Raw genomic sequence first — 24,445 nt, 5'->3', positions numbered from 1 at the left:
TTGCCTGGAGTGAACATGAACAAGCCGCCGTGCATGGTCTGGCTGCCCGCCGACCACCGCCTGATGGGTGACCACGGTCATCAGATGCCCTTTTTGCTGCTGGGCGACAAATACGCCCGGGCGGTGAAGGTGGGGGCACAGGCCCAGCCGGTGATGTTTCCGCTGGCCGACACCGACCAGATCAGCGACCTGCTGTCGCTGGTGGACGGCGTGATGCTGACCGGTTCGCCCTCCAACGTGCACCCTTCCCATTTCGCCGAGGACGTGGCCGACCCCAGCCTGCCGCTGGACGCCGACCGCGACCTGCTCACGCTCGCGCTGGTGAAGGCCTGCGTGTTTGAAGGCGTGCCGCTGCTGGGCATCTGCCGCGGTTTCCAGGAGATCAACGTCGCCCTGGGCGGCACGCTGCACCAGCGGGTGCATGAGGTGCCCGGCCTGATGGACCACCGCGAGCCCAAGGGCGCACCGCCCGACGAACAGTACGCACCGCGCCACAGCGTGCGCTTCGCACCGGGCAGCGTGTTCGAAGAATGGGCCGGCGGCCCCGAGACCGAGGTGAACTCGCTGCACGGCCAGGGTATCAACCGGCTGGCCGACAGCCTGGAGGCGCTGGCCCATGCGCCCGACGGTGTGGTGGAGGCCTTTGGCGTGCGCGGCGCGCGCACCTTTGCCTACGCGGTGCAGTTCCACCCCGAATGGCGCTGCTGGGAAACGCCGTTCTACGCCGCCATCTTCGAGGCCTTTGGCCGCGCCTGCCGCTCGCGCCACAGCCTGCGCCTGCAGGCGGCCGACCTCGCACGCACATGACATGAACACCCCCCTGCGCCGCTGCGCGGCTTCCCCCCTCTCTGGCGCGCCTTCGGCGCTGGGAGGGTGGACGGCATCTCGGGCCGGCGGAGCCGGACCCTTGGTGCCTTCGGAGACCGCAGGCATCACCTCACACAACCACAACGGAGATGGCACATGACAGCCCCCCCAAAGATGACCTTCAACGATCTGGAGAACTGGCTCAACCAGAACCGTGTGACCGAGGTCGAGTGCCTGGTGCCCGATCTGACCGGTGTGGCGCGCGGCAAGATCCTGCCGCGCGAAAAATTCACCGAGGACCGCGGCATGCGTTTGCCGCAGGCGATCGTGGCGATGGGCGTGACGGGCGAGTTTCCGGCCAGCGGGCCGTACTACGACGTGATCGAACCGACCGACCGCGACATGCAGTTGCGCCCCGACCCGACCACCGCGCGCATCGTGCCCTGGGCCACCGATCCCACCGCGCAGGTGATCCACGACTGCTTCGACCACGACGGCAAGCTCGTGCCTTTTGCGCCGCGCAGCGTGCTGCGCCACGTTTGTGAGCTGTTCGACGCCGAGGGCCTGGACCCGGTGGTCGCGCCCGAGCTGGAGTTCTACCTGACCGCGCGCAACACCGACCCGAACACACTGCTGAAACCGCCGATCGGGCGCAGCGGCCGCGCCGAGACCTCGCGCCAGTCGTACAGCATCGACGCGGTCAACGAGTTCGACCCGCTGTTCGAAGAGATCTACGACTACTGCGACAAGATGAAGCTCAACGTGGACACGCTGATCCACGAGGCCGGCGCGGGGCAGATGGAGATCAACTTCTTCCACGCCCACCCGCTGGGCCTGGCCGACGAGGTGTTCTTCTTCAAGCGCACGGTGCGCGAGTCCGCGCTGCGCCACGACATGTACGCCACCTTCATGGCCAAGCCGATCGCCGGCGAGCCGGGCTCGGCGATGCATGTGCACCAGAGCATCCTGAGCAAGGCCACCGGCAAGAACATCTTCAGCAACGAGGACGGCACGCCCTCCGAATCGTTCTACCACTACATCGGCGGCCTGCAGCGCTACATCCCGGCCGCCATGGTGCTGGTGGCGCCGTACGTGAACAGCTACCGCCGCCTCTCGCGCCACACCGCGGCACCCATCAACATCGAGTGGGGCCACGACAACCGCACGGTGGGCATCCGCTCGCCAATCTCCAGCCCCGAGGCGCGCCGCGTGGAGAACCGCGTGATCGGTGCCGACGCCAACCCCTATGTGGCGATGGCGATGACGCTGGCCTGCGGCTACCTGGGCCTGAAGAACAAGATCAAGCCCAAGCCCGAGATGAAGGGCGACGCCTACCTCTCGCCCTATGCGCTGCCGCGCAGCCTGGGCGAAGCGCTGGACTGGCTGCGCCGCGAGACCGACCTGCACGATGTGCTGGGCAAGGAATTCATCACCATCTACACCGAGATCAAGGAGCTGGAGTTCGACGAGTTCATGAAGGTGATTTCGCCGTGGGAACGTGAACACCTTCTCCTGCACGTCTGATGAAGCCTCGCAAGGACCGACCATGAACACCTCGACCCTCATCGCCCCGCCCGCCCTGGTTCGCCGCGCCGAACAGCAGGACACGAAAGCCATCCAGGCGCTCGACAGCGCCCACTACATCCACCCGTTCACCGACCACGGTGACCTGGCCACGCGCGGTTCGCGTGTGATCACGCGCGCCGACAACATCTACGTGTGGGATTCCGAGGGCCACAAGATCCTCGACGGCATGAGCGGGCTGTGGTGCGTCAACGCGGGCTATGGCCGCAAGGAGTTGGCCGACGCCGCCTACCAGCAGATGATGACACTGCCGTTCTACAACAGCTTCTTCCAGACCACCAACGTGCCGGCGGTGCAGCTGGCCACCAAGCTGGCGGCCCTCGCGCCCAAGGTCGGCGGGCGCAGCTTCGAGCACGTGTTCTTCTGCAGCAGCGGCTCGGAGAGCAACGACACCAACGTGCGCATGGTGCGCCGCTACTGGGATCTGCTGGGCCAGCCCCAGCGCAAGGTGATCATCAGCCGCATGAACGCGTACCACGGCTCCACCATGGCCGGCGCCTCGCTGGGCGGCATGAGCGGCATGCACGCGCAGGGCGATCTGCCCATTCCCAACATCACCCACATCGGCCAGCCCTACTTCTTCGAGAACGCGCTGCCGGGCGAGAGCCAGGATGCGTTCGGCATCCGGGCCGCCGGTTGGCTGGAGGAGAAGATCCTCGAACTCGGCGCCGACAAGGTGGCGGCCTTCATCGCCGAGCCGGTGCAGGGCGCCGGTGGCGTGATCATCCCGCCGGCCACCTACTGGCCCGAGATCCAGCGCATCGTGGACAAGCACGGCATTCTGCTCATCAGCGACGAAGTGATCTGCGCCTTTGGCCGCCTGGGCCACTGGTTCGCCTACGAGAAGTTCGGCATCCGGCCCGACCTCATCACCTTCGCCAAGGGCGTGACCAGCGGCTACATCCCGCTGGGCGGTGTGATGGTGGGTGACCGCGTGGCCAAGGTGTTGATCGAGCAGGGCGGCGAGTTCAACCACGGCTACACCTACAGCGGCCACCCGGTGGCCTGTGCAGTCGCGCTGGCCAACATCGAACTGATGGAGCGCGAGAACCTGGTGGGCCGGGTGCGCGACGACACCGGCCCCTACCTCGCCGAGCGTTTCGCCGAACTCAACGACCACCCGCTGGTGGGCGTGGCCGAGACCTGTGGCTTTGTGGCCGGGCTGGTGCTGGTGAAGGACAAGGCCACACGCGCCACCTTCGACCCGGACCTGGGCGTGGGCATGATGTGCCGTGCCCACTGCTTCAAGAACGGGCTGATCATGCGCGCCGTGGGCGACCGCATGATCATCGCGCCGCCGCTGGTCATGACGCGCGCGCAGATCGACGAGATGATGGCGTTGATCCGCACCTGTCTGGACGCCACCCTGGCCCAGTTGCGTGCCGCTGGCCAGCATGCGTGAATAGAATGCCCTCTGCAGCAGGCCGAAACGCACCGCGGAGGTGCTGTTGGGCGGGCAGCGGGTCTGGAAATTGCTAGCTTTTCCCTGACCCTTTCTCTTCCATTCAGATTCAGTTTGTCGTTGATCAACCCCTCTCAGGAGCGAGCACCACCATGAAGAAACACGTATTGGTCATTGCAATGTCGGCGATCCTGCTGGCGTCTTGTGGCAAGAAAGAAGAGCCGGTCGCAGCACCGGCAGCGCCCGCGCCGGTTGCCGCCGCTCCAGCCGCTCCGCCCGTGCCCGCCGGCCCGGTGCTGGACGACGAAAAAGTCCTCAACATCTACAACTGGCCGGACTACATCCCCGAAGGCATGATTGCCAACTTCGAGAAGGAAACCGGCATCAAGGTCAACTACGACACCTTCGAGACCAACGAAGCCCTGCACGCCAAGCTGGTGGCGGGCAACACCGGTTACGACATCGTGGTGCCCGGCACCGTGTTCGCCAAGGGTCAGATCGAAGGCGGTCTGCTGCAGCCGCTGAAGAAGGACCAGATCCCGAACCTGGCCAACATGGACCCGGCCATCATGGCCACGCTGGTCAAGGCCGATCCCGAGAACAAGCACCTGATTCCCTGGGCCTGGGGCTTCACCACCGTGGGCATCAACAAGACCAAGGTCGAGAAGGCGCTGGGCGGCATGCCCATGCCCGAGAACGCCTGGGACCTGGTGTTCAAGCCCGAGTACACGAGCAAGCTCAAGTCCTGCGGCATCGCCTACCTGGACTCGCCCACCGAGATCATCCCGGTGGCGCTGCACTACATCGGCAAGGACGCCTACTCCAACGACCCGGCCGACTACAAGCCCGCCGGCGAGATGCTGGCCAAGGTGCGCAAGGACGTGCGCCTGTTCAGCTCGACCATGATCGACGACATCGCGGGCGGCAAGGCCTGCGTGGCGATCGGCTGGTCGGGCGACGTGAACATCGCCGCCGGCCGCGCCAAGGAAAACGGCTCCAAGGACGTGATCGAAGCCCTGCTGCCGAGCACCGGCGCGCTGATCTTCTTTGACACCATGGCCGTGACCAAGGACGCCAAGCACCCGAACAACGCGATGGCCTTCATCGACTTCTACCTGCGCCCGGAGAACGCCGCGGCCATGGCCAACGAGATGAGCTACCCGACCGGCAACAAGGCCGCCATGGACAAGATCAACCCCGAGATCGCCGGCAACAAGACCATCTTTGTGGAGTCCGACTACTTCGCCAAGATGATCCCGCCGAGCAGCTTCACCAACGAAGCGCGTGAAGCCATGGCCAACGCCTACAACAGCTTCAAGAAGGGCAAGTAAGCGTTCCGGTTTTCACCAGACCTGATCCAGGGCTGTTCGTACACACCGTATGAACAGCCCTTTTTCTTATCTGTACATCACAACAACAAGGACTGAACATGGCTGAGACGGGCACCCAGACGGGTTATCTGGTCACCGAGAAACTGGTCAAGCGCTTCGACGAGGCGGTGGCCGTGGACGAGGTGTCGCTTTCCATCGGCAAGGGCGAGATCTTTGCCCTGCTGGGCAGCTCGGGCTGTGGCAAGTCCACGCTGTTGCGCATGCTCGCCGGCTTCGAGAAGCCGACCTCGGGGCGCATCCTGCTCGGCGGTCAGGACGTCGCGGCCATGCCGCCCTACGAGCGACCGGTCAACATGATGTTCCAGTCCTACGCCCTGTTTCCCCACCTCAACATCTGGGAGAACGTGGCCTTTGGCCTCAAGCGCGAAGGCCTGCCCAAGGCCGAGGTGCAGCAGCGCACCGACGAGATGCTGGGCCTGGTGCAGCTCACGCCCTATGCCCAGCGCAAGCCGCACCAGCTCTCGGGCGGCCAGCAGCAGCGTGTGGCGCTGGCGCGCAGCCTGGCCAAGCGGCCCAAGCTGCTGCTGCTGGACGAGCCCCTGGGCGCGCTCGACAAGAAGCTGCGCGAGCAGACCCAGTTCGAACTGGTCAACATCATCGAAAAAGTGGGCGTGACGGTGGTGATGGTCACGCACGACCAGGAAGAGGCCATGACCATGGCCAGCCGCATCGCCATCATGAGCAAGGGGCGGGTGCTGCAGGTGGGCACGCCCGAAGAGATTTACGAACACCCGGCCAACCGCTTCGTGGCGGACTTCATCGGCAACGTCAACCTGTTCGAAGGCAAGCTCAGCGTGGACGAGCCCAACCGCTGCGCCGTGCGCACCGGCATTGGCGAGATCCAGGTGGGCCATGGCGTGCCGGGTCACCTCAACATGGCGGTGGCGCTGGCCGTGCGGCCCGAGAAGATCGAGATCGGCAAACAGCGTCCCGAGGGCGTGGCCGTCAACCTGTTCAGCGGCAAGGTGAAGGAGATCGCTTACTTCGGCTCCTACAACACGTACATCGTGCTGGCCACCGACGGCTCCAAGGTCAAGATCACCGAGGCCAACACGTCGCGCCAGGACCTTTCGGACATCACCTGGGAAGACGAGGTGTTTTTCTGGTGGGGCGACGGCGCCGGTGTGGTGCTGCGGGATTGAGCGGGAGGTCACCATGAGCACCTCACCCTTCATGCCCGGCAAACGCTTCGTCATCGGCGTGCCCTACGTCTGGCTGTTTGTCTTCTTCTTCCTGCCCTTCCTGATCCTGCTCTACATCAGCTTCGTGGACATGGGCGAGAGCATCCATCCATTCAAGCCGATCTGGGACGCCCAGACCGGCCTGCTCAGTCTGAAGTACGAGAACTACTGGACCATCTTCCGTGACGAAGGCGGCGAGCTCTTCAAGACCATCTACATCGAGGCCTACCTGCGCTCGATCTGGTATGCGCTCTGGACCGCCGTGCTGTGCCTGGTGATCGGCTATCCGTTCGCCTATTTCATCGCGCGCTCGCCGGCCAGCGTGCGCCCGGCGCTGCTGATGATGGTGATGCTGCCGTTCTGGACCTCGTTCCTGCTGCGCGTCTATGCATGGAAGGGCATCCTGGCCGACCAGGGCGTGCTCAACCAGCTGCTGATGGCACTGGGCATCACCAGCGAGCCCATCCTGATGCTCTACACCAACGTGTCCATGCTGGTGGGCATGACCTACGTGTACCTGCCGTTCATGGTGCTGCCGCTGTACGCCACGCTGGTGAAGATGGACTTCCGCCTGCTGGAAGCCGCCTACGACCTGGGCACCTCGCCGTTCAAGGCCTTCTGGCTGATCACCGTGCCGCTGTCCAAGGCCGGCATCGTGGCCGGCTTCATGCTGGTGTTCATTCCTTCGGTCGGTGAGTTCGTGATCCCTTCGCTGCTCGGCGGGCCGGAGAACATCATGATCGGGCGCGTCGTGTGGGACGAGATGTTCACCAGCAACAACTGGCCGCGCGCCACGGCGCTCGCGGTGGTGATGATCGCGTTGATCGTCGTGCCGCTGGCGATCTATTACCACTACACCAGCGACGAGGCGAAGTGACATGAAACAGATCCTCGAAAAACACTTCGGCAAATTGTGGCTCGCCGCGGTCTACCTGTTCCTGTACCTGCCGCTGTTCTTCATGATCGTGTTCAGCTTCAACAGCACACGGCAGGACGCCAACTTCACCGGCTTCTCGCTGCGCTGGTACGAAGCGCTCACGCGCGACACCAAGATCGTCGAGGGCTTCTGGCTCTCGCTCAAGATCGCGGCGGTCACTGGCGTGCTCTCGGCCGTGCTCGGCACCTTCGCGGCCTTTGTGCTGGTGCGCTACCGGCGCTTCGTCGGCCGCACCGTGTTCTCGGGCATGGTCAACGCGCCGCTGGTGATGCCCGAGGTGGTGATCGGCCTGTCGCTGCTGCTGCTGATGGTGGGCGCGCAGAACGCCTTCGGCTGGCCCGAGCGCGGCATGCTCACCATCATCTTCGGCCACACGCTGCTGGGCATGGCCTACGGCATGGTGGTGATCCAGTCGCGCCTGATGGAGATGAACCGCTCGATCGAGGAGGCCGCCATGGACCTCGGGGCGCGGCCGCTGCAGGTGTTTTTCCTGATCACGCTGCCCAACATCTTCCAGGGCATCCTGGCGGCCTTCCTGCTGTCGTTCACGCTCTCGTTCGACGACGTGGTGATCTCCGAATTTCTCTCCGGCCCGGGCGTGAACACGCTGCCGCAGGTGATCTTCGGTTACGCGCGCCGCGGCATCAACCCGACCATCTATGCGGCGGCCACGCTGCTGATCGCGACGGTGACCATCGGCATCGTGGGCTACGCGGTGTGGGTGGCGCGCGCCACGCGCCGGCGCGAGCGTGAGATTGCCGCGGCGACGCGGGCCGAGCTGGTGGCGCTCAACCCGGGCTGAGGGGCGCGAGCGGGGTCACTGGATCGTTGGGGGCGAGGGCAAGTGGATGCTCTGCGGCCCGGGTTTCGGGCGTAGCATGAGGCCACTTGCCCACCCCTTCCGTTCGGGCTGAGCTTGTCGAAGCCCTTGCCCGCATGGTGGTGAACCCTTCGACAAGCTCAAGGCGAACGGGATTCTTCAACCGCCCCCATGACCACCCTATCGTCCCAGGCTTCATCCCTTTCTTTCGACGGCCGCGCATTCATCAACGGCGAACGCGTCGCCGCGCGCGACGGCCAGACCTTTGACTGCATCTCGCCGGTGGACGGCCGTCTCCTGACCGCCGTGGCGCGCTGCGGCGAGGCCGACATCGACGCTGCCGTGGCGGCAGGCCGCGCCGCCTTTGAGGACCGCCGCTGGAGCGGCCTGGCGCCGGCGCAGCGCAAGCGCGTGATGATCAAGTTTGCCGAGCAGCTCGCCGCGCACGCCGACGAACTGGCGCTGACCGAAACGCTGGACATGGGCAAACCCATCAAGTACGCCAGGAGCGTGGACGTGAACAGCGCGGCCAACTGCATCCGCTGGTACGGCGAGGCGGTGGACAAGGTGTACGACGAGATCGCACCCACGGGCCGCAATGCGCTGGCGCTGATCACGCGCGAGCCGGTCGGTGTGGTGGGCGTGATCGTGCCCTGGAACTACCCCCTGATCATGGCGGCGTGGAAGATCGCGCCCGCGCTGGCCGCCGGCAACTCGGTGGTCTTGAAGCCCAGCGAAAAGAGCCCGCTGACCGCGCTGCGACTGGCCGAACTGGCGCTGGCCGCCGGCATCCCGCCCGGCGTGTTCAACGTGGTGCCGGGCTACGGCCCCGAGGCTGGCAGCCCGCTGGCGCTGCACATGGACGTGGACTGCATCGCCTTCACCGGCAGCACCCGCGTGGGCAAACAGATCCATGTGATGGCGGGGCAGAGCAACCTCAAGCGCGCTTGGACCGAGCTGGGCGGGAAGTCGCCCAACATCGTGTTCGCCGATTGCCCGAACCTGGACAAGGCGGTGGACGCGGCGGTGAGCAGCATCTTCTTCAACCAGGGGGAGAGCTGCAACGCACCGTCGCGCCTGTTCATCGAGGCGTCGATCAAGGACGCCTTCCTGGAGAAGGCCTTGAAGCTGGTGCCCGACTACCAGCCCGGCAACCCGCTGGACAAGGCCACCACCATGGGTGCCATCGTCGACAAGGTGCAGATGGACACGGTGCTGCGTTACATCGAGTCGGGCAAGTCCGAAGGCGCGACGCTGCTGGCCGGCGGCGAGGCGGCCATGCCGGTGGCCGGCGGCAACTATGTGCTGCCCACCATCTTCGACGGCGTCACGCCGCAGATGACGATCGCGCGCGAAGAGATATTTGGCCCGGTGCTTTCGGTGCTCAGCTTCACCGACGCGGCCGAGGTGGTGCGCGAGGCCAACAACAGCGTGTACGGCCTGCAGGCCGCCGTGTGGACCCGCGACATCAACAAGGCGCACGGTGTGGCGCGCGCGTTGCGCGCGGGCACGGTTCACGTGAATTCGTACGACGAGGACGACATCACCGTGCCCTTTGGTGGCTTCAAGCAGAGCGGCGTGGGGCGTGACAAGTCACTGCATGCTTTTGACAAGTACACGGAAACCAAGACAACGTGGATTCGCATCGACAGCCCCGTTTAAGGAGACACCCATGAACGCCATGAACGACATCAAGACCGACAGCACCAACGCCGCCTGGCACGCGCGCCGACAGGCTGCCACGCCGCGCGGTGTGGGTGTGTACGGCGACTTTTTTATCGAACGCGCGAAGAACGCCGAGTTCTGGGACATCGAGGGTCGTCGCTTCATCGACTTCGCCGGCGGCATCGCGGTGCTCAACACCGGCCACGTGCACCCCAAGGTGCAGGCCGCCATTGCGGCGCAGCTGGAGCGCTTCACGCACAGCTGCTACCAGGTCGTGCCCTACACCGAGTACGTGGCGCTGGCCGAGCGCATCAACGCCATCGTGCCGATCGACGGGCCGGTGAAGACCGCGTTTTTCTCCACCGGCGCGGAGGCGATCGAGAACGCGATGAAGATCGCGCGCTACAGTACCGGGCGCACCGGCGTGATCGCCTTCGGTGGCGCGTTCCATGGCCGCAGCATGTTCTCGGTGGCGCTCACCGGCAAGGTGCAGCCCTACAAGGCCGGCTTCGGCCCGTTCCCGCCCGAGATCTACCACGTGCCGTTTCCGTGCCATTGCTCGTCGCTCGACGACACCAAGCGCGCGATGGAGCAGCTGTTCAAGTGCGACATCGAGCCCAGCCGCGTGGCGGCCATCGTGTTCGAGCCGGTGCAGGGCGAGGGCGGCTTCAACCCCATTCAACCGGCGGCCGTGAAGTGGCTGCGCGAGCTGTGTGACCAGCACGGCATCCTGCTGGTGGCCGACGAGGTGCAGACCGGCTTTGCGCGCACCGGCAAGATGTTTGCCATGGAGCACTACGGTGTGAGCCCCGACCTCATGACCATGGCCAAGAGCATGGCCGGTGGCACCACGCTCTCGGCCGTCTCGGGCAAGGCCGCCATCATGGACGGCCCCGCCCCGGGCGGCCTGGGCGGCACCTACGCCGGCAACCCGCTGGCCATCGCCGCGTCGCACGCCGTGCTGGACGTGATGGCCGAGGAAAAGCTGCCCGAGCGTGCGCAGAAGCTGGGCGACCAGCTCATCGGCCACCTGATCGCGCAGCGCGCCGTGTACCCCAAGCGCATGGGCGACGTGCGCGGCCTGGGCGCCATGGTGGCTTGCGAGTTCGTCGACCCGGCCACCGGCGCGCCCGATGCCGACACCACGAAGAAGGTGCAAGCCGCCGCGCTCCAACGTCGCTTGCTGCTGCTGACCTGCGGCGTCTACGGCAACGTGATCCGTTTCCTCTTTCCATTGACCATCGAAGACAGCGTGTTCGCCGAAGGCCTGGCGGCGTTCGATGCTGCCCTGGCCGAGGTGCTCGCTTGAGCGCAGCGCAGGGCCGCTCCCAAGCAAGCTCGCACCGCAGTGCGAAGCACGAAGGTTCTGTTGATTCGTTAGACGAACGCATCAACGCCCTGCGCGCGCAGGGCATCCACTCGGTGCTCACCACCTTCACCGACCTGCCCGGCGGTCCCAAGGGCAAGCTGGTGCCCCTTGAAGGTCTGCCCGGTGCGGTGAGCAGCGGCGCCGGCTTCTCCGGCCCGAGCATCAGCGGCACTGGCCTGCCGCGCATGGGCGCGCGCAGCGAGTACATGGGCCGCGTCGTGCCCGAGAGCTTGCGGCCCCTGCCCTTCATGCCCGGCGTGGCGCACGCGGTGTGTGACGGTTTTGCCGGTGGCGAGCCCTTGGACACCTGCTCGCGCCAGGTGCTCAAGCGCCAGGTCGAACGATTGAAGGCGCGCGGCTGGACGCTGTGGGTCGGCATCGAGCCCGAGTTCTTCCTGCTCAAGCGCGACGCGCAGGGCCGCTGGCAAGTGGCCGACGCGCAGGACCAACTGGCCAAACCCTCATACGACCTGCAAGCCATCGGCCGCAACCACGCGTTTCTCGACGCGATGCGACAGACGCTCACCGCGCTGGGCTTCGGGCTGCAGCAGATCGACCATGAAGACGCCTGTGGCCAGTACGAGATCAACTACCAGCACGACGACGCGCTGGCCGCCGCCGACCGCTACCAGCTCTTCAAGTTCGCCGCGCAGGCGGTGGCGGCGCAACACGGCGCGGTGTTCTCCACCATGCCCAAGCCGCTGGCGCACGCGCCGGGCAGCGGGCTGCATTTCCACCTGAGCCTGACCGACAGCAAGGGAAACGCGGTGATGGCCGACCCGGCCGGCGCGCTGGGCCTGAGCACGACCGGCCACCAGTTCGCCGCTGGCCTGCTGCACCACGCCGACGCATTGGCTGCTCTGTGCGCACCCACCGTCAACAGCTACAAGCGCCTGGCGGCCAGCCGCAGCGCATCGGGCACCACCTGGTCACCGGTGTGGAAGGCCATGGGCGACAACAACCGCACCTGCCTCGTGCGCACCGTGGCCGGGCGCATCGAGTGGCGTCTGCCCGATCCGTCGTGCAACGTGTACGCCGCCATCGCCGGCACGCTGGCCGCTGGCCTCTCGGGCATCGAGCAGGCCTTGCCCGCCGCCACGCCCTGCGCCGACGACTTGTACGAGGTGCATGCGCGTGGTGAGGCCTTACCCGACAGGCTTCCACGCGACCTGTTCTCCGCGCTGCAGGCGCTGGAGCAAGACGCGCCTTTGCGAGCCGCCGTGGGCGACGCGTTCTGCGCCGAATTTCTGACGCTCAAGCATGCCGAATGGGCCGCCTACAGCCAGCAGGTGAGCGATTGGGAACTCGAGCGCTACGCCAACGCTTCCTGACTCGCGCGGTGGTGTCCGGTTGCCCCGGGGGGTTTTCGGGATAATCCGGCTGCTTGAACACCCCCGCCGCCACTGCCGCCCCCACCGCGTCCGCCAAGACCTGGACCAAAACCGCCGACCGGCCGTTGCGCAGCTGGCGCAAGTCCGCCGGCATCTGGGTGTTCGCGCATTTCGTGGGTGTGCCGGTGCCGTGGCACGCGGTGCGCCAGACCGATGGCGCCGAGCTGCTGGCCTACGAGCACCAGCGCCTGCTGGCCCTGGCCGCCGCCGGCGAGCGTGTGCCCGCGGTGTTGGCCTTCGACGGTTTTTCCCTCACCACCAGCGACATCGGCGACACGCTGGACCATGTGCTGCACCGCCTGCCCGAGGGCGAACGCCTGACGCTGATGTGCGCCGCCAGCGCCGACCTGGCCGGCTTCCACACACGCGGCCACTGGCACGGCGGCGCCCAGACGCGCAACCTCACCTGGAACGGCGAACACTTCGCGCGGCTCGACTTCGAAGAGCGCCTGCAACCCGGCATGGCGCTGGCCACGGTGCAGGTGTACGACGCGCTGCAGCTGCTGCTGTCGCTGGCGCGCTACCTGCAACCGCTGGGGCCGGACGCGGTGCGCGCGGTGCTGCAGGCGTATGCCGACGCGGGCACGGGCGGCCCTGCACTGCGCGACTTCATCGCGCATCTGCTGCCTCGTTTGGGCTGGGTGTCCAAGCTGGCGGCTTGGTCACCCCGGCTGGATGGTTCGCGTGAACTCATGCGGTTGCGGACAGTGCTTGAAGGCATGACCGCGTTCGTGGCGCGGGCTGCTTGAAACGTCTTTACGACGGCGGCCGCCGATAGGACGGGTGGCAACGGAAGTCTGTGTTGGGCCCGAAGCGGAAGCTAGGCGCAGGAGTTTGCTGTCGTTCAGACACTGAAGTTACTTTGAATCGTTCGCCGCATTCCAGCGTCGGCTCATAGCGTCATAGGACCCCGACGCTTTCATCAAGGCTCGAATCGCGGTGAGAAGCACATGATAGGCAGCCTCATCGTTCTCGGGCCCATGCCTGACAAGTGCTTCCGATTGATGCAAGGCGTTTCGGCACTGCTCGTACATTCCGAGTGCATCGAGGTCTTCTCGCACTTGCTCCAGCCGCTCGTACATGCGCGGGTAACCATGAGACAGAAAAAATTCGTCAATGCCTTCCCGGTACAGCGAAATGCAACCGGAATGGCCCTCTAGCTCCCTCTCAAACTGGACGACGGTCCGCTTTGGTTTCATTCTTCGTGCGCCTCCTCGATGGCTCCTTCTGGCCGTTCAGAGACCCTCAAGTCCTGTAACCCGGATCCAGCTTCTCCACCTTGCGCAACAACGCCGGCCAAGCCAGCTGTGAACCCAGCCCTGCGGTAGCCACGCGCATCACATCGGCCATGCCGGCCAGGATGGCGGGGTCGACCTGGGTGAGTTCGGTACCGCCGGCCAGGGCGTCGATCTGGATGCGGCAGGTGTTCTCCAGCGTGTACATGGCCAGGAAGGCGTCGGGGATGGTCTTGCCCACGGTGAGCAGGCCGTGGTTGCGCAGCACCAGGTGGTTGGCCTTGCCCAGGTCGGCCTGCAGGCGCACCTTTTCTTCCGCTCGCAGGGCCACGCCTTCGTACGTGTGATACGCCAGCGAGGCGAGCACGAAGGTGCTTTGCTGGCTGATGGGCAGGATGCCTGCCTTCTGTGCGCTCACGGCCACGCCGGCGCGCGAGTGGGTGTGCATCACGCAGCCGGCTTCGGGCCGCGCTTCGTGCACGGCGCTGTGGATCACGAAGCCGGCGGGGTTCACCGGAAAGGGCGAGTCGAGCAGCTTGTTGCAGGCCATGTCGACCTTGACCAGGCTGCTGGCCGTGATCTCGTCAAACATGAGGCCGTAGGGGTTGATGAGGAAGTGGTGCTCACCACCGGTGACGGAGTCGGGCAGCTTGGCGCTGATGTGGGTGAAGACCAGATCGCTCCAGCCGTAGGCCGCGACGAGCCGGTAGCAGGCGGCGAGGTCACATCGCAGCGCCCATTCTTCGGCGCTGACGACTTCTCTGAGGGACGGGATGTGCATGGGGTGTCTCCTGATGCGCCTCGAGCGGACGCGAGCACTGCACTTTATGCCGCTTGGGCGCGTCTGTCGTGTCCCTGCAAGGACACTGGCGCCCGACGGCCTGCTCCCTCCGGCTGCGGCCTTCAGGTGGCGTGAGGCTGGGTGTCACATTCCAGCTTGCTCAGCCAGGCCATGGCGTGTTCGCGGTTGTTGCCGCACATCTCGGGCCCGGGCGCGAGTGAGCTGCACACCGCCGGGCGCTCGGGCAGACCAAACAGGCGGCAACGCAGTTCGGCATCCAGCTGCGGGCAGGCCATGCCGGCGGGTTTGCCCAGCGGCAGCCCGGGCAGGGGGCTGCTGATCGACGGGGCGGTGCAGCAGGCCGCACAGCCCGGGCGGCAGGTGGCTGGTGAGGTGGAAGGGGCGTGGCTGAAGACCGGCGGCATGTGATTGATTGTCGGGCCTGCACAGGTGGCCAGCGCTACACTGCCGCACACGCCATGTCGCTTGTGAATGTTCCCGCTCCCGAAACCCTGATCTCACGGCTCAGCCACTGGCGCTTGTGGGTCTATGGCGCGCTGGCGCTGCTGTTGGGTGCACTGGTGGTGCAGGGGGCGCACAAGGTCATGGCCGAGCTCAGCTATGACCAGATCGTGGGTGCGGTGCGGGACACGCCGCTGAAGGTGTTGCTGCTGTCGGTGCTGGCCACGGTGCTGAGCTATGTCGCCCTCACTTTTTACGACCACTCCGCGCTGAGCTACGCCGGCGCACGCCTGCCCTATCCCGTGGTCGGCAAGACCGCGTTCATTGCCTATGCCTTGTCCAACACCATCGGGCTGGGTGTGCTCACGGGCGGCGCGGTGCGCATGCGGCTTTACGGGGCGGCGGGGCTGGAAGCGGGCCTGATCTCGCGCGCGATCATCTTCAATGCCGTGGGCTTCACGCTGGGCATTGCGGTGGTGGGCGCGGCAGCGCTGGTGTGGGGCTCGGCCACGGTCCAGGTCATGCTGGGTGTGCCCTCCGCGTTGCTGAATTTCGCGGGTGTTTCGGTGATGGTGGCCGCGGGTGTGTTTCTCGGTTTCTGCTGGCGGGGCGGGGAGCAACAGGTGTTTCCAGGTCTGGTGCTGCGGCTGCCCAGCGCGTCCGTTGCCGCGCAGCAGCTGCTGGTGTCGGCGGTGGACGTGGTGGCGGCGGCTGCCGCGCTGTGGGTGCTGTTGCCGTCGGACGCGGTGGCCTTCCCCGCCTTTGTGGGGTTCTTCGCGCTGGCCATCGCGCTGGGCGTGATCAGCCATGTGCCGGGCGGTCTGGGGGTGTTTGAAGCGGTGATGCTGCTGGCCCTGGGCCAGCGGGTGCCGGCCGAGCAGCTGGCGGGCGCGCTGGTGCTCTTCCGCGTGGTCTACCACCTGCTGCCGCTGGCCTTGGCCGTGGCCTGGCTGGCGGCCACCGAGTGGCGCCGGGGCGCGGCCACGCCGGTGATGAAAGCAGCCACCAGCCTGTCGCCGCTGTTGTTGTCGGCCTTTACCTGGGTGGTGGGTGTGGCCCTGCTGGTCTCGGGCGTGACGCCGGCCACGCAGGACGCCACGGACCTGCTCGCCCAGTACATGCCACTGCCGGTGGTGGAGGCGGCGCACTTCCTGGGCAGCATCGTCGGCCTGGCCCTGCTGTTCGTGGCGCGCGGCATGTTCCTGCGGCTGGACGCTTCGTGGTGGGCCGGCCTGGTGCTGGTGCTGCTGAGCCTGGTGTTGTGCCTGCCCAAGGGCATTGCGGTGTCCGAGGCGGTGCTGCTGATCGTGCTGGGCACGTCGCTGGCGCTCTCGCGCCGCCATTTCAACCGCAAGGCCGCGCTGTTCTCGCAGGCCTTCACCTGGGGCTGGCTGGCGGCGGTGGCGGCGGTGGTGGCGGCGCTCACGGCGCTGCTGTTCTTTGTGTACCGCGATGTTGAATACGTGAACCAGGTGTGGTGGCAGTTCGAGTTCGACGGCTACGCGCCGCGCTCGCTGCGGGCCATGGTGGCGGTGGCCGTGATCACGCTGATGCTGGCGCTGAGCCAGTTGCTGCGCCGCCCGCGCACGGCGCTCATCAAGCCCGACGCCGGCGCGCTCGACCAGGCCGCGCGCATCGTGCGTGGCCAGGGCTCGGCCGGCGCCGGGCTGGTGATGATGGGCGACAAGAGCCTGATGGTGTCGGAGTCGCAGCGGGCATTCATCATGTTCGGGCGGCGCGGCCGTTCGTGGGTGGCGCTGTACGACCCGGTGGGCCCGGTGGCCGAGTGGACCGAGCTGGTGTGGCGCTTCGTGGAGCAGGCGCGCGAAGCCGGTGGGCGCGCGGCCTTCTACCAGGTGCGCCCCGAAGCGCTGCCGGTGGTCCTGGACGCCGGCCTGCGCGTCTACAAGCTGGGCGAGTGTGCGATGGTGGATCTGCCCGGCTTCAGCCTGGAGGGCAAACGCCGCGCCAACCTGCGCCACGGCGTGGCGCGTGCGCAGCGCGAAGAACTGCACTTCGAGGTGTTGGCCCCGGGCCAGGCCGAGGGCGTGTTCGACGAGTTGCAAGCCATCTCGGACGCCTGGCTGAGCGACCACAACACGGCTGAAAAGTCGTTTTCGTTGGGCGCCTTTCGCCGCGACTACGTGCTGCGCCAGCCCATTGCCGTGGTGCGCCAGGCCGGTCGGCCGGTGGCCTTTGCCACACTCCTGTGCACCGACCTGAAGCAGGAGGCCAGCGTGGACCTGATGCGCCAGCTGCCGAACGCGCCGCGCAGTTCGATGGATTTTTTGTTTGCGCAGACGCTGCTGCACTTCAAGGCCGAAGGCTACCAACGCTTCAACCTGGGCATGGTGCCGCTCTCCGGCATGGCCCAGCACCCGCTGGCACCCAACTGGCACCGGCTGGGCCGCCTGCTGTTCAACCACGGCGAGAACTTCTACAACTTCCAGGGTCTGCGGGGTTTCAAGGAGAAATTCGACCCCACCTGGGAGCCCCGTTACCTCGCCTGCCCGGGCGGCTTCGCTCCCTTTTTCATCCTCGCCGACGTGGCCGCGCTCATCGCTGGCGGCCTGCGCCGCGTGATCACCAAATGAACCTCATTGCCACCACCCTGATGGCCGCAGCACTGGCGCTCAGCGGCCCGGCGACGGCCCAGGCGCAGGAGAAGATCTCGCACGGCCGCTTCACCGATGTCTCGCTGTACCGGCCCAAGGGGGAAGCGAAGTCGTTCGTGCTGTTCCTCTCGGGCGATGCCGGCTGGACGCCCGCCTTGGGCGCCCAGGCGCAGGCCCTGGCCGAGCAGGGCGCTGCGGTGGCGGGCATCCACACGCCGCGCATGCTGGCGCGCATTGCCAAGGAAAGCGGCGACTGCCTGCTGCCCGACGGCGACCTGGAAAATCTCTCGCATTTCCTGCAGGGCTATGCGCGCCTGCCGGCGTATTTCCCGCCGCTGCTGGTGGGCCCGGGCCTGGGCGGCACCCTGGCCTACGCCATGCTCGCGCAAGCGCCCGAAGACACCTTTGCCGGCGCCATTTCCATGGGCTTCTGCCCGGAGCTGGCCCTGAACAAGCCGCTCTGCAAGGGCGAGGGCGTGCACTTCACCCAGCGCGCCGGCGGTGCGGGCCTGGCGCTGCTGCCCACCCCGACACTGCGCGCGCCCTGGGTGGCGCTGCAGGGCCGTGATGACAAGGTGTGCACGCCCGGGGCCGCGCAGAAGTTCGTGGCCCAGGTGGGCGGTGCCGAACTGGTGCTGGTGCCTGGCGTGGACCACCCGGGGGCCACCGGCCAAGGTGCGCTGGCCCCGCTGCTGGCCGCGCACCAGAAGCTCACCAAAGACCTGGTGGTGGCCCCGGTGGCGCCCGGCAGCGGCGTGGCCGATCTGCCGCTGGTGCTGGTGCCCAGCACCGCGCCGTCGGACACCCTGGCCGTGCTGCTCTCGGGTGACGGCGGCTGGGCCGGGATCGACAAACAGCTGGCGGCCAAGCTGGCGGTCGCCGGTGTGCCGGTGGTGGGGCTGGATTCGCTGCGCTACTTCTGGTCGGCCCGCACGCCCGAAGGCCTGGCGCAGGATCTCGACCGCGTGATGCGCACCTTTGCCGCGCAATGGAAGAAGACCCGCGTGATCTTGATCGGCTATTCACAAGGTGCCGACGTGTTGCCGTTCGCCGTCAACCGGCTGCCCGCGACCTCCAGCGGGCTGCTGGCCCACACGGTGCTCATCGGGCCGGGCGAAAAAGCCTCGTTCGAATTCCGTCTGACCAACTGGGTCAGCAAGAACACCGCCGGCCTGCCACTGATGCCTGAGCTGAAGAAGATGTCGGCGGCCAGGACCTGGTGCATTTACGGCACCGACGACCGCGATACCCTGTGCCCGCAGGTCCCCACCGAGTTCGTGACCCCGGTGCCCATGGCCGGGGGCCACCACTTCGACGGCGTCTACCAGAAGCTGACCGAGCAGATCCTGCAGCGCACCAAGGCGCCTTGAGTGTGCTGCCTCAGGGCAGCAGGCGTTGGCCGGCCCACAGCACCTGGTCGATCACGCCATGCACCGCGTTGCGCGCAGGCTCGGCCACCAGTTGGCCGTCGGCGTCGAAAGCGTCACCCGCCCTGGACAGCGCGAACTGCTTCGGCGCCACCCAGCACTGCAAATTCAGGAGCAGTGGAGTGAGGTGCGACAAGCTTCGCAAGCCACCCAAGGCTCCCGGCGAAGCACTCAGCAAACCCACCACCTTGCCGGCAAACGGCTTGGTGCCGCTGGACCAGAGCGGGTCGCCCTTGATGGGGCTGGAGACCCAGTCGATGGTGTTTTTCAGCAGCGCGGTGTAGCTGCCGTTGTACTCGGGCGAAACAATGATCCAGGCCGGATGGGCGTGGAACAACTCCTTGAGCTTGACCGCGGCCGCGGGCGTGCCGCGCGCTTCGAGGTCGGCGTTGTAGATCGGCAGATCGAAGTCGGCCAGCTCGATGTGGGTGACCTGGGCGCCTTCGGCCTGGGCACGCTCGGCGGCGACCGTGGCCAGTTTTCGGTTGAAGGATTGGGCGCGCGTGCTGCCGGCGAAAACGAGGAGGGGTAGGGGTGTGCTCATCCCGCCATTGTCGCGGCCTTCGCTCAGAAGACGCTGTTGTAGTAGTCGTCGTCGTCATCCTCGGGCTCTGGCTCGGGTGGCGGTGCAGGGGGCGAAGGTGGTGGCGGTGGCGGCGGAAGCGAAAGTGGGGACAAAGGTGCTGCTGGGGCCGGTGCCGGGGAGGACGCCGGCGCTGGCGCTGGCGGGCAGCGCGTGCTCGACAGTCCCCAGGCGACCTGGAAGCGCTCCATGACCAGGTCGCGGCTGAAGGTGACGGTGGTGCGCCGGAAGCTGTAGCCCACACCCACGTCCAGCCCGATCTGGCGACCGTCGCCGGGGAAGAAGCTCACGCCCGCGGCCAGCACCGGCTGGTTGCGGCGGTCGGACGACAGGATCTTGAAAGTGACGCCGGTGTCGCCGCCGAAGTTGTGGCTGATGCCGAACATGAAGCCGGCGCCAGCGTGGGCGTGGGAGCAGGCGAGCGCAGCGGAGGCCACCAGCCAGTGTGTTTTCATGGGAATCCTTACTGTGGTCTGCCCGGGGATGGGCTGACGCTCAGGTTAGGAATCCACACGAATCATCGCCATCCGGTCCGCGCACTGGGTGGTGCGGGCTTCGGCGGTGGACCCGATGGCGGGGCGGGGCAGAAAAGGCCCAACGGTGGGACAATCCCGGGTTGCCCGGGGCGCCGGGCTGGCAGCACCCCGGAAGCGATCACCACCATGTTGTACCCACAGGAATTTGACGTCATCGTCGTTGGCGGCGGCCACGCCGGCACCGAAGCCGCGCTCGCTGCCGCTCGGATGGGCAGCAAGACGCTGCTGCTGACCCACAACATCGAGACGCTGGGCCAGATGAGCTGCAACCCCAGCATCGGCGGCATCGGCAAGGGCCACCTGGTCAAAGAGGTGGACGCCATGGGCGGCGCGATGGCACTGGCCACCGACGAGGGTGGCATCCAGTTCCGCATCCTCAACAGCTCCAAGGGCCCGGCCGTGCGTGCCACCCGCGCCCAGGCCGACCGCGTGCTCTACAAGGCCGCGATCCGCCGGATGCTGGAGAACCAGCCCAACCTGTGGTTGTTCCAGCAGGCGGTGGACGACCTGATGGTCGAAGGTGACCGTGTGGTGGGCGCTGTGACGCAAGTGGGCATCCGCTTCCGCAGTCGAACCGTGGTGCTGACCGCCGGCACCTTCCTTGACGGCAAGATCCATGTGGGCCTGAACAACTACGCCGCTGGCCGCGCGGGCGACCCACCCGCCGTGTCGCTCTCGGCGCGTCTGAAAGAGCTGAAGCTGCCGCAAGGCCGTTTGAAAACCGGCACGCCACCGCGCCTGGACGGCCGCAGCATCGACTACAGCCAGTGCACCGAGCAGCCCGGCGACGGCGTGCCCGGCGGCATGAACGCCGACAAACCCGTGCCGGTGTTCAGCTTCATGGGCAACACGGCCATGCACCCGCAGCAGGTGCCGTGCTGGATCACGCACACCAACGAGCGCACGCACGACATCATCCGCAGCGGCTTCGACCGCAGCCCCATGTTCACCGGCAAGATCGAGGGCGTGGGCCCGCGCTATTGCCCGAGCGTGGAAGACAAGATCAACCGCTTTGCCGACAAGGACAGCCACCAGATCTTCCTGGAGCCCGAGGGCCTGACCACGCACGAGGTCTACCCCAACGGCATCTCCACCAGCCTGCCGTTCGACATTCAGTACCAGCTGGTGCGCAGCATGAAGGGGTTGGAGAACGCGCACATCCTGCGCCCCGGCTACGCCATCGAATACGACTACTTCGACCCGCGCTCGCTCAAGAGCAGCTTCGAGACGAAACAGATCCAGGGCCTGTTTTTTGCCGGTCAGATCAATGGCACCACCGGCTACGAAGAGGCGGCGGCCCAGGGCATGTTCGCCGGCATCAACGCCGCGCTGCAATGCCGGGGTGAAGACGCCTGGCTGCCGCGCCGCGACGAAGCCTACCTCGGTGTGCTGGTCGACGACCTCATCACCCAGGGCGTGACCGAGCCCTACCGCATGTTCACCAGCCGGGCAGAGTTCCGCCTGCAGCTGCGCGAGGACAACGCCGACATGCGCCTGACCGAAGCCGGCCGCCGCATGGGCCTGGTGGGCGACGCGCAGTGGGATGCTTTCTGCCGCAAGCGCGACGCTGTTTCACGTGAAACAGAGCGACTCAAAGCCACCTGGGTGAACCCGCGCACTTTGCCCGCGGCCGAATCGGAGCGGGTGCTGGGCAAGGCGATCGAACACGAACACAACTTGTTCGACCTGCTGCGCCGCCCCGGTGTGGCCTATGCGGAGCTGGTCGGGCTCGACGCGGGCAAGTATGTCGGCCCCGACGTTTCACGTGAAACACTGGGCGATCTGCTGGAACCCGTGGTGGAGCAGGTGGAGATCGCGGCCAAGTACTCGGGCTACATCGACCGCCAGAAGAACGAAGTGGAACGCGCTTCGCACTACGAGGGCCTGAAGCTGCCGACCGATCTGGACTACCTGCAGGTGGCTGCCTTGTCGTTCGAGGCGCGGCAGAAGCTGTCCCAGCACCGACCCGAGACGCTGGGGCAGGCCTCGCGCATATCGGGCATCACGCCCGCGAGCATCTCGCTGCTGCTGATCCACCTGAAGAAGGGTGGCTTCAAGGGTTTTGCCACGCTGCCAGTTGCGGCGGATCTGGAAGCATGAGCGCCTTGAGGACCACCCTGCAGGCCGGCCTGCAGTCGCTCCAGCTCGCGCTCGACGCGCGCCAGATCGACCTGTTGCTCGACTACCTGGGCCTGCTTCAGAAGTGGAACAAGGTCTACAACCTCACGGCCGTGCGCTTGCCCGAAGAGATGATGACCCACCACCTGCTCGACAGCCTGGCGGCCATCAAGCCTTTGCTGCATCAGGTGGGCGATCGATCGGTCAAGTTGCTCGACGTCGGCTCCGGCGGTGGCTTGCCCGGCGTGGTGATCGCCATCGCCTGCCCGCAGATGGACGTGACCTGCGTGGACACCGTGGCCAAGAAGGCGGCGTTCATCCAGCAGGCGGCGGCCACCCTCAAGCTGCCCAACCTGCGCGGCTTGCACGCGCGGGTGGAAAGCCTCAACGCCTTGTCAGGGCAGGGCTTTGACGTCGTGTGCTCGCGGGCCTTCGCATCGCTGGTGGACTTCACCAACTGGTCGCAGGGTGCCTTGAACGCCGGTGGCGTCTGGATGGCCATGAAGGGCAAACACCCCGGCGACGAGCTGGCCACGCTGGAATCCGAGGCCGGCGCGGTGGATGTGTTTCACGTGGAACAGCTCCAGGTGCCCGGGCTGGATGCCGAGCGCTGCATTGTCTGGATGCGCCCAGGGCCCGCGGCTGTGGCCTGAGCAACACGGTGCGCGGATCGCCGCCGTGACTGCAAAACCCTTCACGTAAACTCGACCCTCCACTTCCCGGGGGTTCTCCATGTTCGGCATTGCAGACTACGGCGCTTTTGTCGCCGCCATCGTCGTGTTCCTGCTCATCCCCGGCCCGGGCAATCTGGCGCTGGTCACCTCCACCGGCAAGGGGGGCATGCGAGGCGGGCTGGCCGCCACCATGGGCCTGATCGCCGGTGACCAGGTGTTGATGTGGCTGGCGGTGGCCGGTGTGGCGGCCTTGCTGGCGGCCTATCCGGCGGCCTTCAGTGCCGTGCAGTGGCTGGGCGCCGCCTACCTGGCCTGGTTGGGTTTCAGGATGCTCATTGCCAAGCCCGGCGGCGCACCCATCCTCAACATCCGCCCGCGCCAGTATTTCCAGCAGGCCATCGTCATCACCCTGCTCAACCCCAAGGCCATCGTGTTCTACATGGCCTTCTTCCCCCTGTTCGTGGACCCGGCCCGCCACCAGGGTCTGGTCACCTTTGGCGCCATGGCCGCCACCATCGCGGTGCTCACCTTCGCCTACGGCCTGGCCGTGACCCTGCTCACCCATTTTCTGGCCGAGCGCATGCGCGCCAACCCGGTCATCGGCCGTGTCCTGGAGAAGGTCGCCGGCGTCTTCCTCATCGGTTTCGGCATCAAGCTGGCCATCTCCAAATAAGAAGAACACATGGCGAAAATTTTCTGTGTGGCGAATCAGAAGGGCGGCGTCGGCAAAACCACCACCACGGTGAATCTGGCCGCCGGCCTGGCCAAGGTGGGCCAGCGTGTGCTGATGGTCGACCTCGACCCGCAGGGCAACGCGACCATGGGATCGGGTGTGGACAAGCGGCAAATGGCCCTCTCGGTCTACGACGTGCTGCTGGAATCCGCCTCGGTGGCCGAGGCGGCGGTGTTCTCGGAGAAGTGCGGCTACCACGTGCTCGGCGCCAACCGCGAGCTGGCCGGTGCCGAGGTGGAGCTGGTGGAGGTGGAGCGGCGTGAGAAGCGCCTGAAAACCGCGCTGGCCGAGGTGCTGGACAACTACGACTTCGTGCTGATCGACTGCCCGCCTTCCTTGAGCATGCTCACCCTCAACGGCCTGTGCGCCGCGCACGGGGTGATCGTGCCCATGCAGTGCGAGTACTTTGCGCTCGAAGGCCTGACCGATCTCGTCAACACCATCAAGCAGGTGCACGCCAACCTCAACAAGGATCTGGCCATCATCGGTCTGCTGCGCGTCATGTTCGACCCACGCATCACCCTGCAGCAGCAGGTGAGCGACCAGCTCAAGGCCCACTTCGGCGACAAGGTGTTCGACACCGTGATCCCGCGTAATGTGCGCCTGGCCGAAGCGCCGAGCTATGGCCTGCCCGGCGTCATTTTTGACCCGTCCGCCCGGGGCAGCCAGGCCTTTGTGGCCTTCGCGTCCGAGATGGTGGCGCGCATCGGCAAGCTCTGAACGTCTCATTCCTT

Annotated in this window: 21 protein-coding genes; 17 read left to right on the top strand and 4 right to left on the bottom strand. The window is 66.4% G+C overall.

The window, feature by feature from the left end:
* Window positions 1-15: 15 nt before the first annotated feature.
* The 11 genes from IV113_RS08470 (at window position 16) to IV113_RS08420 (ending at window position 13,296) form a co-directional block, all read left to right on the top strand.
* The gene (locus IV113_RS08470; RefSeq protein ID WP_291083044.1) at window positions 16-807 is read left to right on the top strand and encodes a gamma-glutamyl-gamma-aminobutyrate hydrolase family protein; all 792 of its coding nucleotides are present in this window, start codon (window positions 16-18) and stop codon (window positions 805-807) included.
* Window positions 808-963: 156 nt separating this feature from the next.
* Window positions 964-2,331: a glutamine synthetase family protein gene (locus IV113_RS08465; protein WP_291083041.1), complete on the top strand. Its 1,368-nt coding sequence runs from the start codon at window positions 964-966 to the stop codon at window positions 2,329-2,331.
* A gap of 22 nt (window positions 2,332-2,353) precedes the next feature.
* On the top strand, window positions 2,354-3,793 hold the full coding sequence (locus tag IV113_RS08460) for an aspartate aminotransferase family protein (RefSeq protein ID WP_291083038.1): 1,440 nt from the start codon (window positions 2,354-2,356) through the stop codon (window positions 3,791-3,793).
* Window positions 3,794-3,945: 152 nt separating this feature from the next.
* Window positions 3,946-5,124 carry an extracellular solute-binding protein gene (locus IV113_RS08455; protein WP_291083035.1) on the top strand — a complete coding sequence of 393 codons (1,179 nt, stop codon included), beginning with the start codon at window positions 3,946-3,948 and terminating at the stop codon, window positions 5,122-5,124.
* A gap of 98 nt (window positions 5,125-5,222) precedes the next feature.
* Window positions 5,223-6,326, top strand: a complete 1,104-nt coding sequence (locus IV113_RS08450) for an ABC transporter ATP-binding protein (RefSeq protein WP_291083032.1) — start codon at window positions 5,223-5,225, stop codon at window positions 6,324-6,326.
* A gap of 13 nt (window positions 6,327-6,339) precedes the next feature.
* Window positions 6,340-7,242: an ABC transporter permease subunit gene (locus IV113_RS08445; RefSeq protein ID WP_291083029.1), complete on the top strand. Its 903-nt coding sequence runs from the start codon at window positions 6,340-6,342 to the stop codon at window positions 7,240-7,242.
* Window position 7,243: 1 nt separating this feature from the next.
* Window positions 7,244-8,104 carry an ABC transporter permease subunit gene (locus IV113_RS08440; RefSeq protein WP_291083026.1) on the top strand — a complete coding sequence of 287 codons (861 nt, stop codon included), beginning with the start codon at window positions 7,244-7,246 and terminating at the stop codon, window positions 8,102-8,104.
* A 189-nt stretch (window positions 8,105-8,293) separates the two neighbouring features.
* Complete coding sequence (locus IV113_RS08435; protein WP_291083024.1) at window positions 8,294-9,784, top strand: aldehyde dehydrogenase; 1,491 nt, start codon at window positions 8,294-8,296, stop codon at window positions 9,782-9,784.
* 19 nt (window positions 9,785-9,803) lie between these two features.
* Window positions 9,804-11,096 carry a 4-aminobutyrate--2-oxoglutarate transaminase gene (gabT, locus tag IV113_RS08430; protein ID WP_291083220.1) on the top strand — a complete coding sequence of 431 codons (1,293 nt, stop codon included), beginning with the start codon at window positions 9,804-9,806 and terminating at the stop codon, window positions 11,094-11,096.
* Window positions 11,093-12,487 (top strand): type III glutamate--ammonia ligase, encoded by a 1,395-nt coding sequence (locus IV113_RS08425; RefSeq protein WP_291083021.1) that lies wholly within the window; start codon window positions 11,093-11,095, stop codon window positions 12,485-12,487. The genes gabT and IV113_RS08425 overlap by 4 nt, the downstream gene beginning before the upstream one ends.
* A gap of 53 nt (window positions 12,488-12,540) precedes the next feature.
* Window positions 12,541-13,296, top strand: a complete 756-nt coding sequence (locus tag IV113_RS08420; RefSeq protein WP_291083018.1) for a hypothetical protein — start codon at window positions 12,541-12,543, stop codon at window positions 13,294-13,296.
* Between the two features lie 496 nt (window positions 13,297-13,792).
* Here IV113_RS08420 and IV113_RS08415 read toward each other — a convergent pair whose 3' ends face one another.
* Window positions 13,793-14,563, bottom strand: a complete 771-nt coding sequence (locus IV113_RS08415; protein ID WP_056265039.1) for a class II aldolase/adducin family protein — start codon at window positions 14,561-14,563, stop codon at window positions 13,793-13,795.
* Window positions 14,564-14,685: 122 nt separating this feature from the next.
* Window positions 14,686-14,988 carry a YkgJ family cysteine cluster protein gene (locus IV113_RS08410; protein ID WP_291083013.1) on the bottom strand — a complete coding sequence of 101 codons (303 nt, stop codon included), beginning with the start codon at window positions 14,986-14,988 and terminating at the stop codon, window positions 14,686-14,688.
* Between the two features lie 54 nt (window positions 14,989-15,042).
* Between IV113_RS08410 and mprF the strand changes: the two genes are divergently transcribed.
* Window positions 15,043-17,619: a bifunctional lysylphosphatidylglycerol flippase/synthetase MprF gene (mprF, locus tag IV113_RS08405; RefSeq protein ID WP_291083010.1), complete on the top strand. Its 2,577-nt coding sequence runs from the start codon at window positions 15,043-15,045 to the stop codon at window positions 17,617-17,619.
* Window positions 17,616-19,010, top strand: coding sequence for an AcvB/VirJ family lysyl-phosphatidylglycerol hydrolase (locus IV113_RS08400; protein ID WP_291083007.1), 1,395 nt, complete (start codon window positions 17,616-17,618; stop codon window positions 19,008-19,010). The genes mprF and IV113_RS08400 overlap by 4 nt, the downstream gene beginning before the upstream one ends.
* Window positions 19,011-19,020: 10 nt before the next feature.
* Here IV113_RS08400 and IV113_RS08395 read toward each other — a convergent pair whose 3' ends face one another.
* Window positions 19,021-19,611: an NAD(P)H-dependent oxidoreductase gene (locus IV113_RS08395; protein ID WP_291083004.1), complete on the bottom strand. Its 591-nt coding sequence runs from the start codon at window positions 19,609-19,611 to the stop codon at window positions 19,021-19,023.
* Window positions 19,612-19,634: 23 nt separating this feature from the next.
* Window positions 19,635-20,105: a hypothetical protein gene (locus IV113_RS08390; protein ID WP_291083001.1), complete on the bottom strand. Its 471-nt coding sequence runs from the start codon at window positions 20,103-20,105 to the stop codon at window positions 19,635-19,637.
* Window positions 20,106-20,312: 207 nt separating this feature from the next.
* Here IV113_RS08390 and mnmG point away from each other — a divergent pair, with 207 nt between their 5' ends.
* The 4 genes from mnmG (at window position 20,313) to IV113_RS08370 (ending at window position 24,431) form a co-directional block, all read left to right on the top strand.
* Complete coding sequence (gene mnmG / locus IV113_RS08385) at window positions 20,313-22,286, top strand: tRNA uridine-5-carboxymethylaminomethyl(34) synthesis enzyme MnmG (protein ID WP_291082998.1); 1,974 nt, start codon at window positions 20,313-20,315, stop codon at window positions 22,284-22,286.
* Window positions 22,283-22,957 carry a 16S rRNA (guanine(527)-N(7))-methyltransferase RsmG gene (gene rsmG / locus IV113_RS08380; protein ID WP_291082995.1) on the top strand — a complete coding sequence of 225 codons (675 nt, stop codon included), beginning with the start codon at window positions 22,283-22,285 and terminating at the stop codon, window positions 22,955-22,957. Before mnmG ends, rsmG begins: the two co-directional genes overlap by 4 nt.
* Before the next feature lie 79 nt (window positions 22,958-23,036).
* On the top strand, window positions 23,037-23,651 hold the full coding sequence (locus tag IV113_RS08375; protein WP_291082992.1) for a LysE family transporter: 615 nt from the start codon (window positions 23,037-23,039) through the stop codon (window positions 23,649-23,651).
* A gap of 9 nt (window positions 23,652-23,660) precedes the next feature.
* The gene (locus tag IV113_RS08370) at window positions 23,661-24,431 is read left to right on the top strand and encodes an AAA family ATPase (RefSeq protein WP_291082989.1); all 771 of its coding nucleotides are present in this window, start codon (window positions 23,661-23,663) and stop codon (window positions 24,429-24,431) included.
* The last annotated feature ends 14 nt before the right edge of the window (window positions 24,432-24,445 follow it).

Source organism: Hydrogenophaga sp. (genome assembly GCF_018780385.1).
In the GTDB taxonomy this organism is placed as follows: domain Bacteria; phylum Pseudomonadota; class Gammaproteobacteria; order Burkholderiales; family Burkholderiaceae_C; genus Hydrogenophaga.
Note: the sequence above shows the minus strand (reverse complement) of the source record. Positions and strands in the feature narration are given on the sequence as shown.

Coding starts and splice junctions, on each gene's coding strand:
- IV113_RS08435 (WP_291083024.1), top strand. CDS start 8,294: ATGACCACCCTATCGTCCCAGGCTTCATCCCTTTCTTTCGACGGCCGC.
- mprF (WP_291083010.1), top strand. CDS start 15,043: ATGTCGCTTGTGAATGTTCCCGCTCCCGAAACCCTGATCTCACGGCTC.
- IV113_RS08455 (WP_291083035.1), top strand. CDS start 3,946: ATGAAGAAACACGTATTGGTCATTGCAATGTCGGCGATCCTGCTGGCG.
- IV113_RS08390 (WP_291083001.1), bottom strand. CDS start 20,105: ATGAAAACACACTGGCTGGTGGCCTCCGCTGCGCTCGCCTGCTCCCAC.
- IV113_RS08400 (WP_291083007.1), top strand. CDS start 17,616: ATGAACCTCATTGCCACCACCCTGATGGCCGCAGCACTGGCGCTCAGC.
- IV113_RS08370 (WP_291082989.1), top strand. CDS start 23,661: ATGGCGAAAATTTTCTGTGTGGCGAATCAGAAGGGCGGCGTCGGCAAA.
- IV113_RS08445 (WP_291083029.1), top strand. CDS start 6,340: ATGAGCACCTCACCCTTCATGCCCGGCAAACGCTTCGTCATCGGCGTG.
- gabT (WP_291083220.1), top strand. CDS start 9,804: ATGAACGACATCAAGACCGACAGCACCAACGCCGCCTGGCACGCGCGC.
- IV113_RS08395 (WP_291083004.1), bottom strand. CDS start 19,611: ATGAGCACACCCCTACCCCTCCTCGTTTTCGCCGGCAGCACGCGCGCC.
- IV113_RS08470 (WP_291083044.1), top strand. CDS start 16: ATGAACAAGCCGCCGTGCATGGTCTGGCTGCCCGCCGACCACCGCCTG.
- mnmG (WP_291082998.1), top strand. CDS start 20,313: ATGTTGTACCCACAGGAATTTGACGTCATCGTCGTTGGCGGCGGCCAC.
- IV113_RS08415 (WP_056265039.1), bottom strand. CDS start 14,563: ATGCACATCCCGTCCCTCAGAGAAGTCGTCAGCGCCGAAGAATGGGCG.
- rsmG (WP_291082995.1), top strand. CDS start 22,283: ATGAGCGCCTTGAGGACCACCCTGCAGGCCGGCCTGCAGTCGCTCCAG.
- IV113_RS08460 (WP_291083038.1), top strand. CDS start 2,354: ATGAACACCTCGACCCTCATCGCCCCGCCCGCCCTGGTTCGCCGCGCC.
- IV113_RS08410 (WP_291083013.1), bottom strand. CDS start 14,988: ATGCCGCCGGTCTTCAGCCACGCCCCTTCCACCTCACCAGCCACCTGC.
- IV113_RS08375 (WP_291082992.1), top strand. CDS start 23,037: ATGTTCGGCATTGCAGACTACGGCGCTTTTGTCGCCGCCATCGTCGTG.
- IV113_RS08440 (WP_291083026.1), top strand. CDS start 7,244: ATGAAACAGATCCTCGAAAAACACTTCGGCAAATTGTGGCTCGCCGCG.
- IV113_RS08465 (WP_291083041.1), top strand. CDS start 964: ATGACAGCCCCCCCAAAGATGACCTTCAACGATCTGGAGAACTGGCTC.
- IV113_RS08450 (WP_291083032.1), top strand. CDS start 5,223: ATGGCTGAGACGGGCACCCAGACGGGTTATCTGGTCACCGAGAAACTG.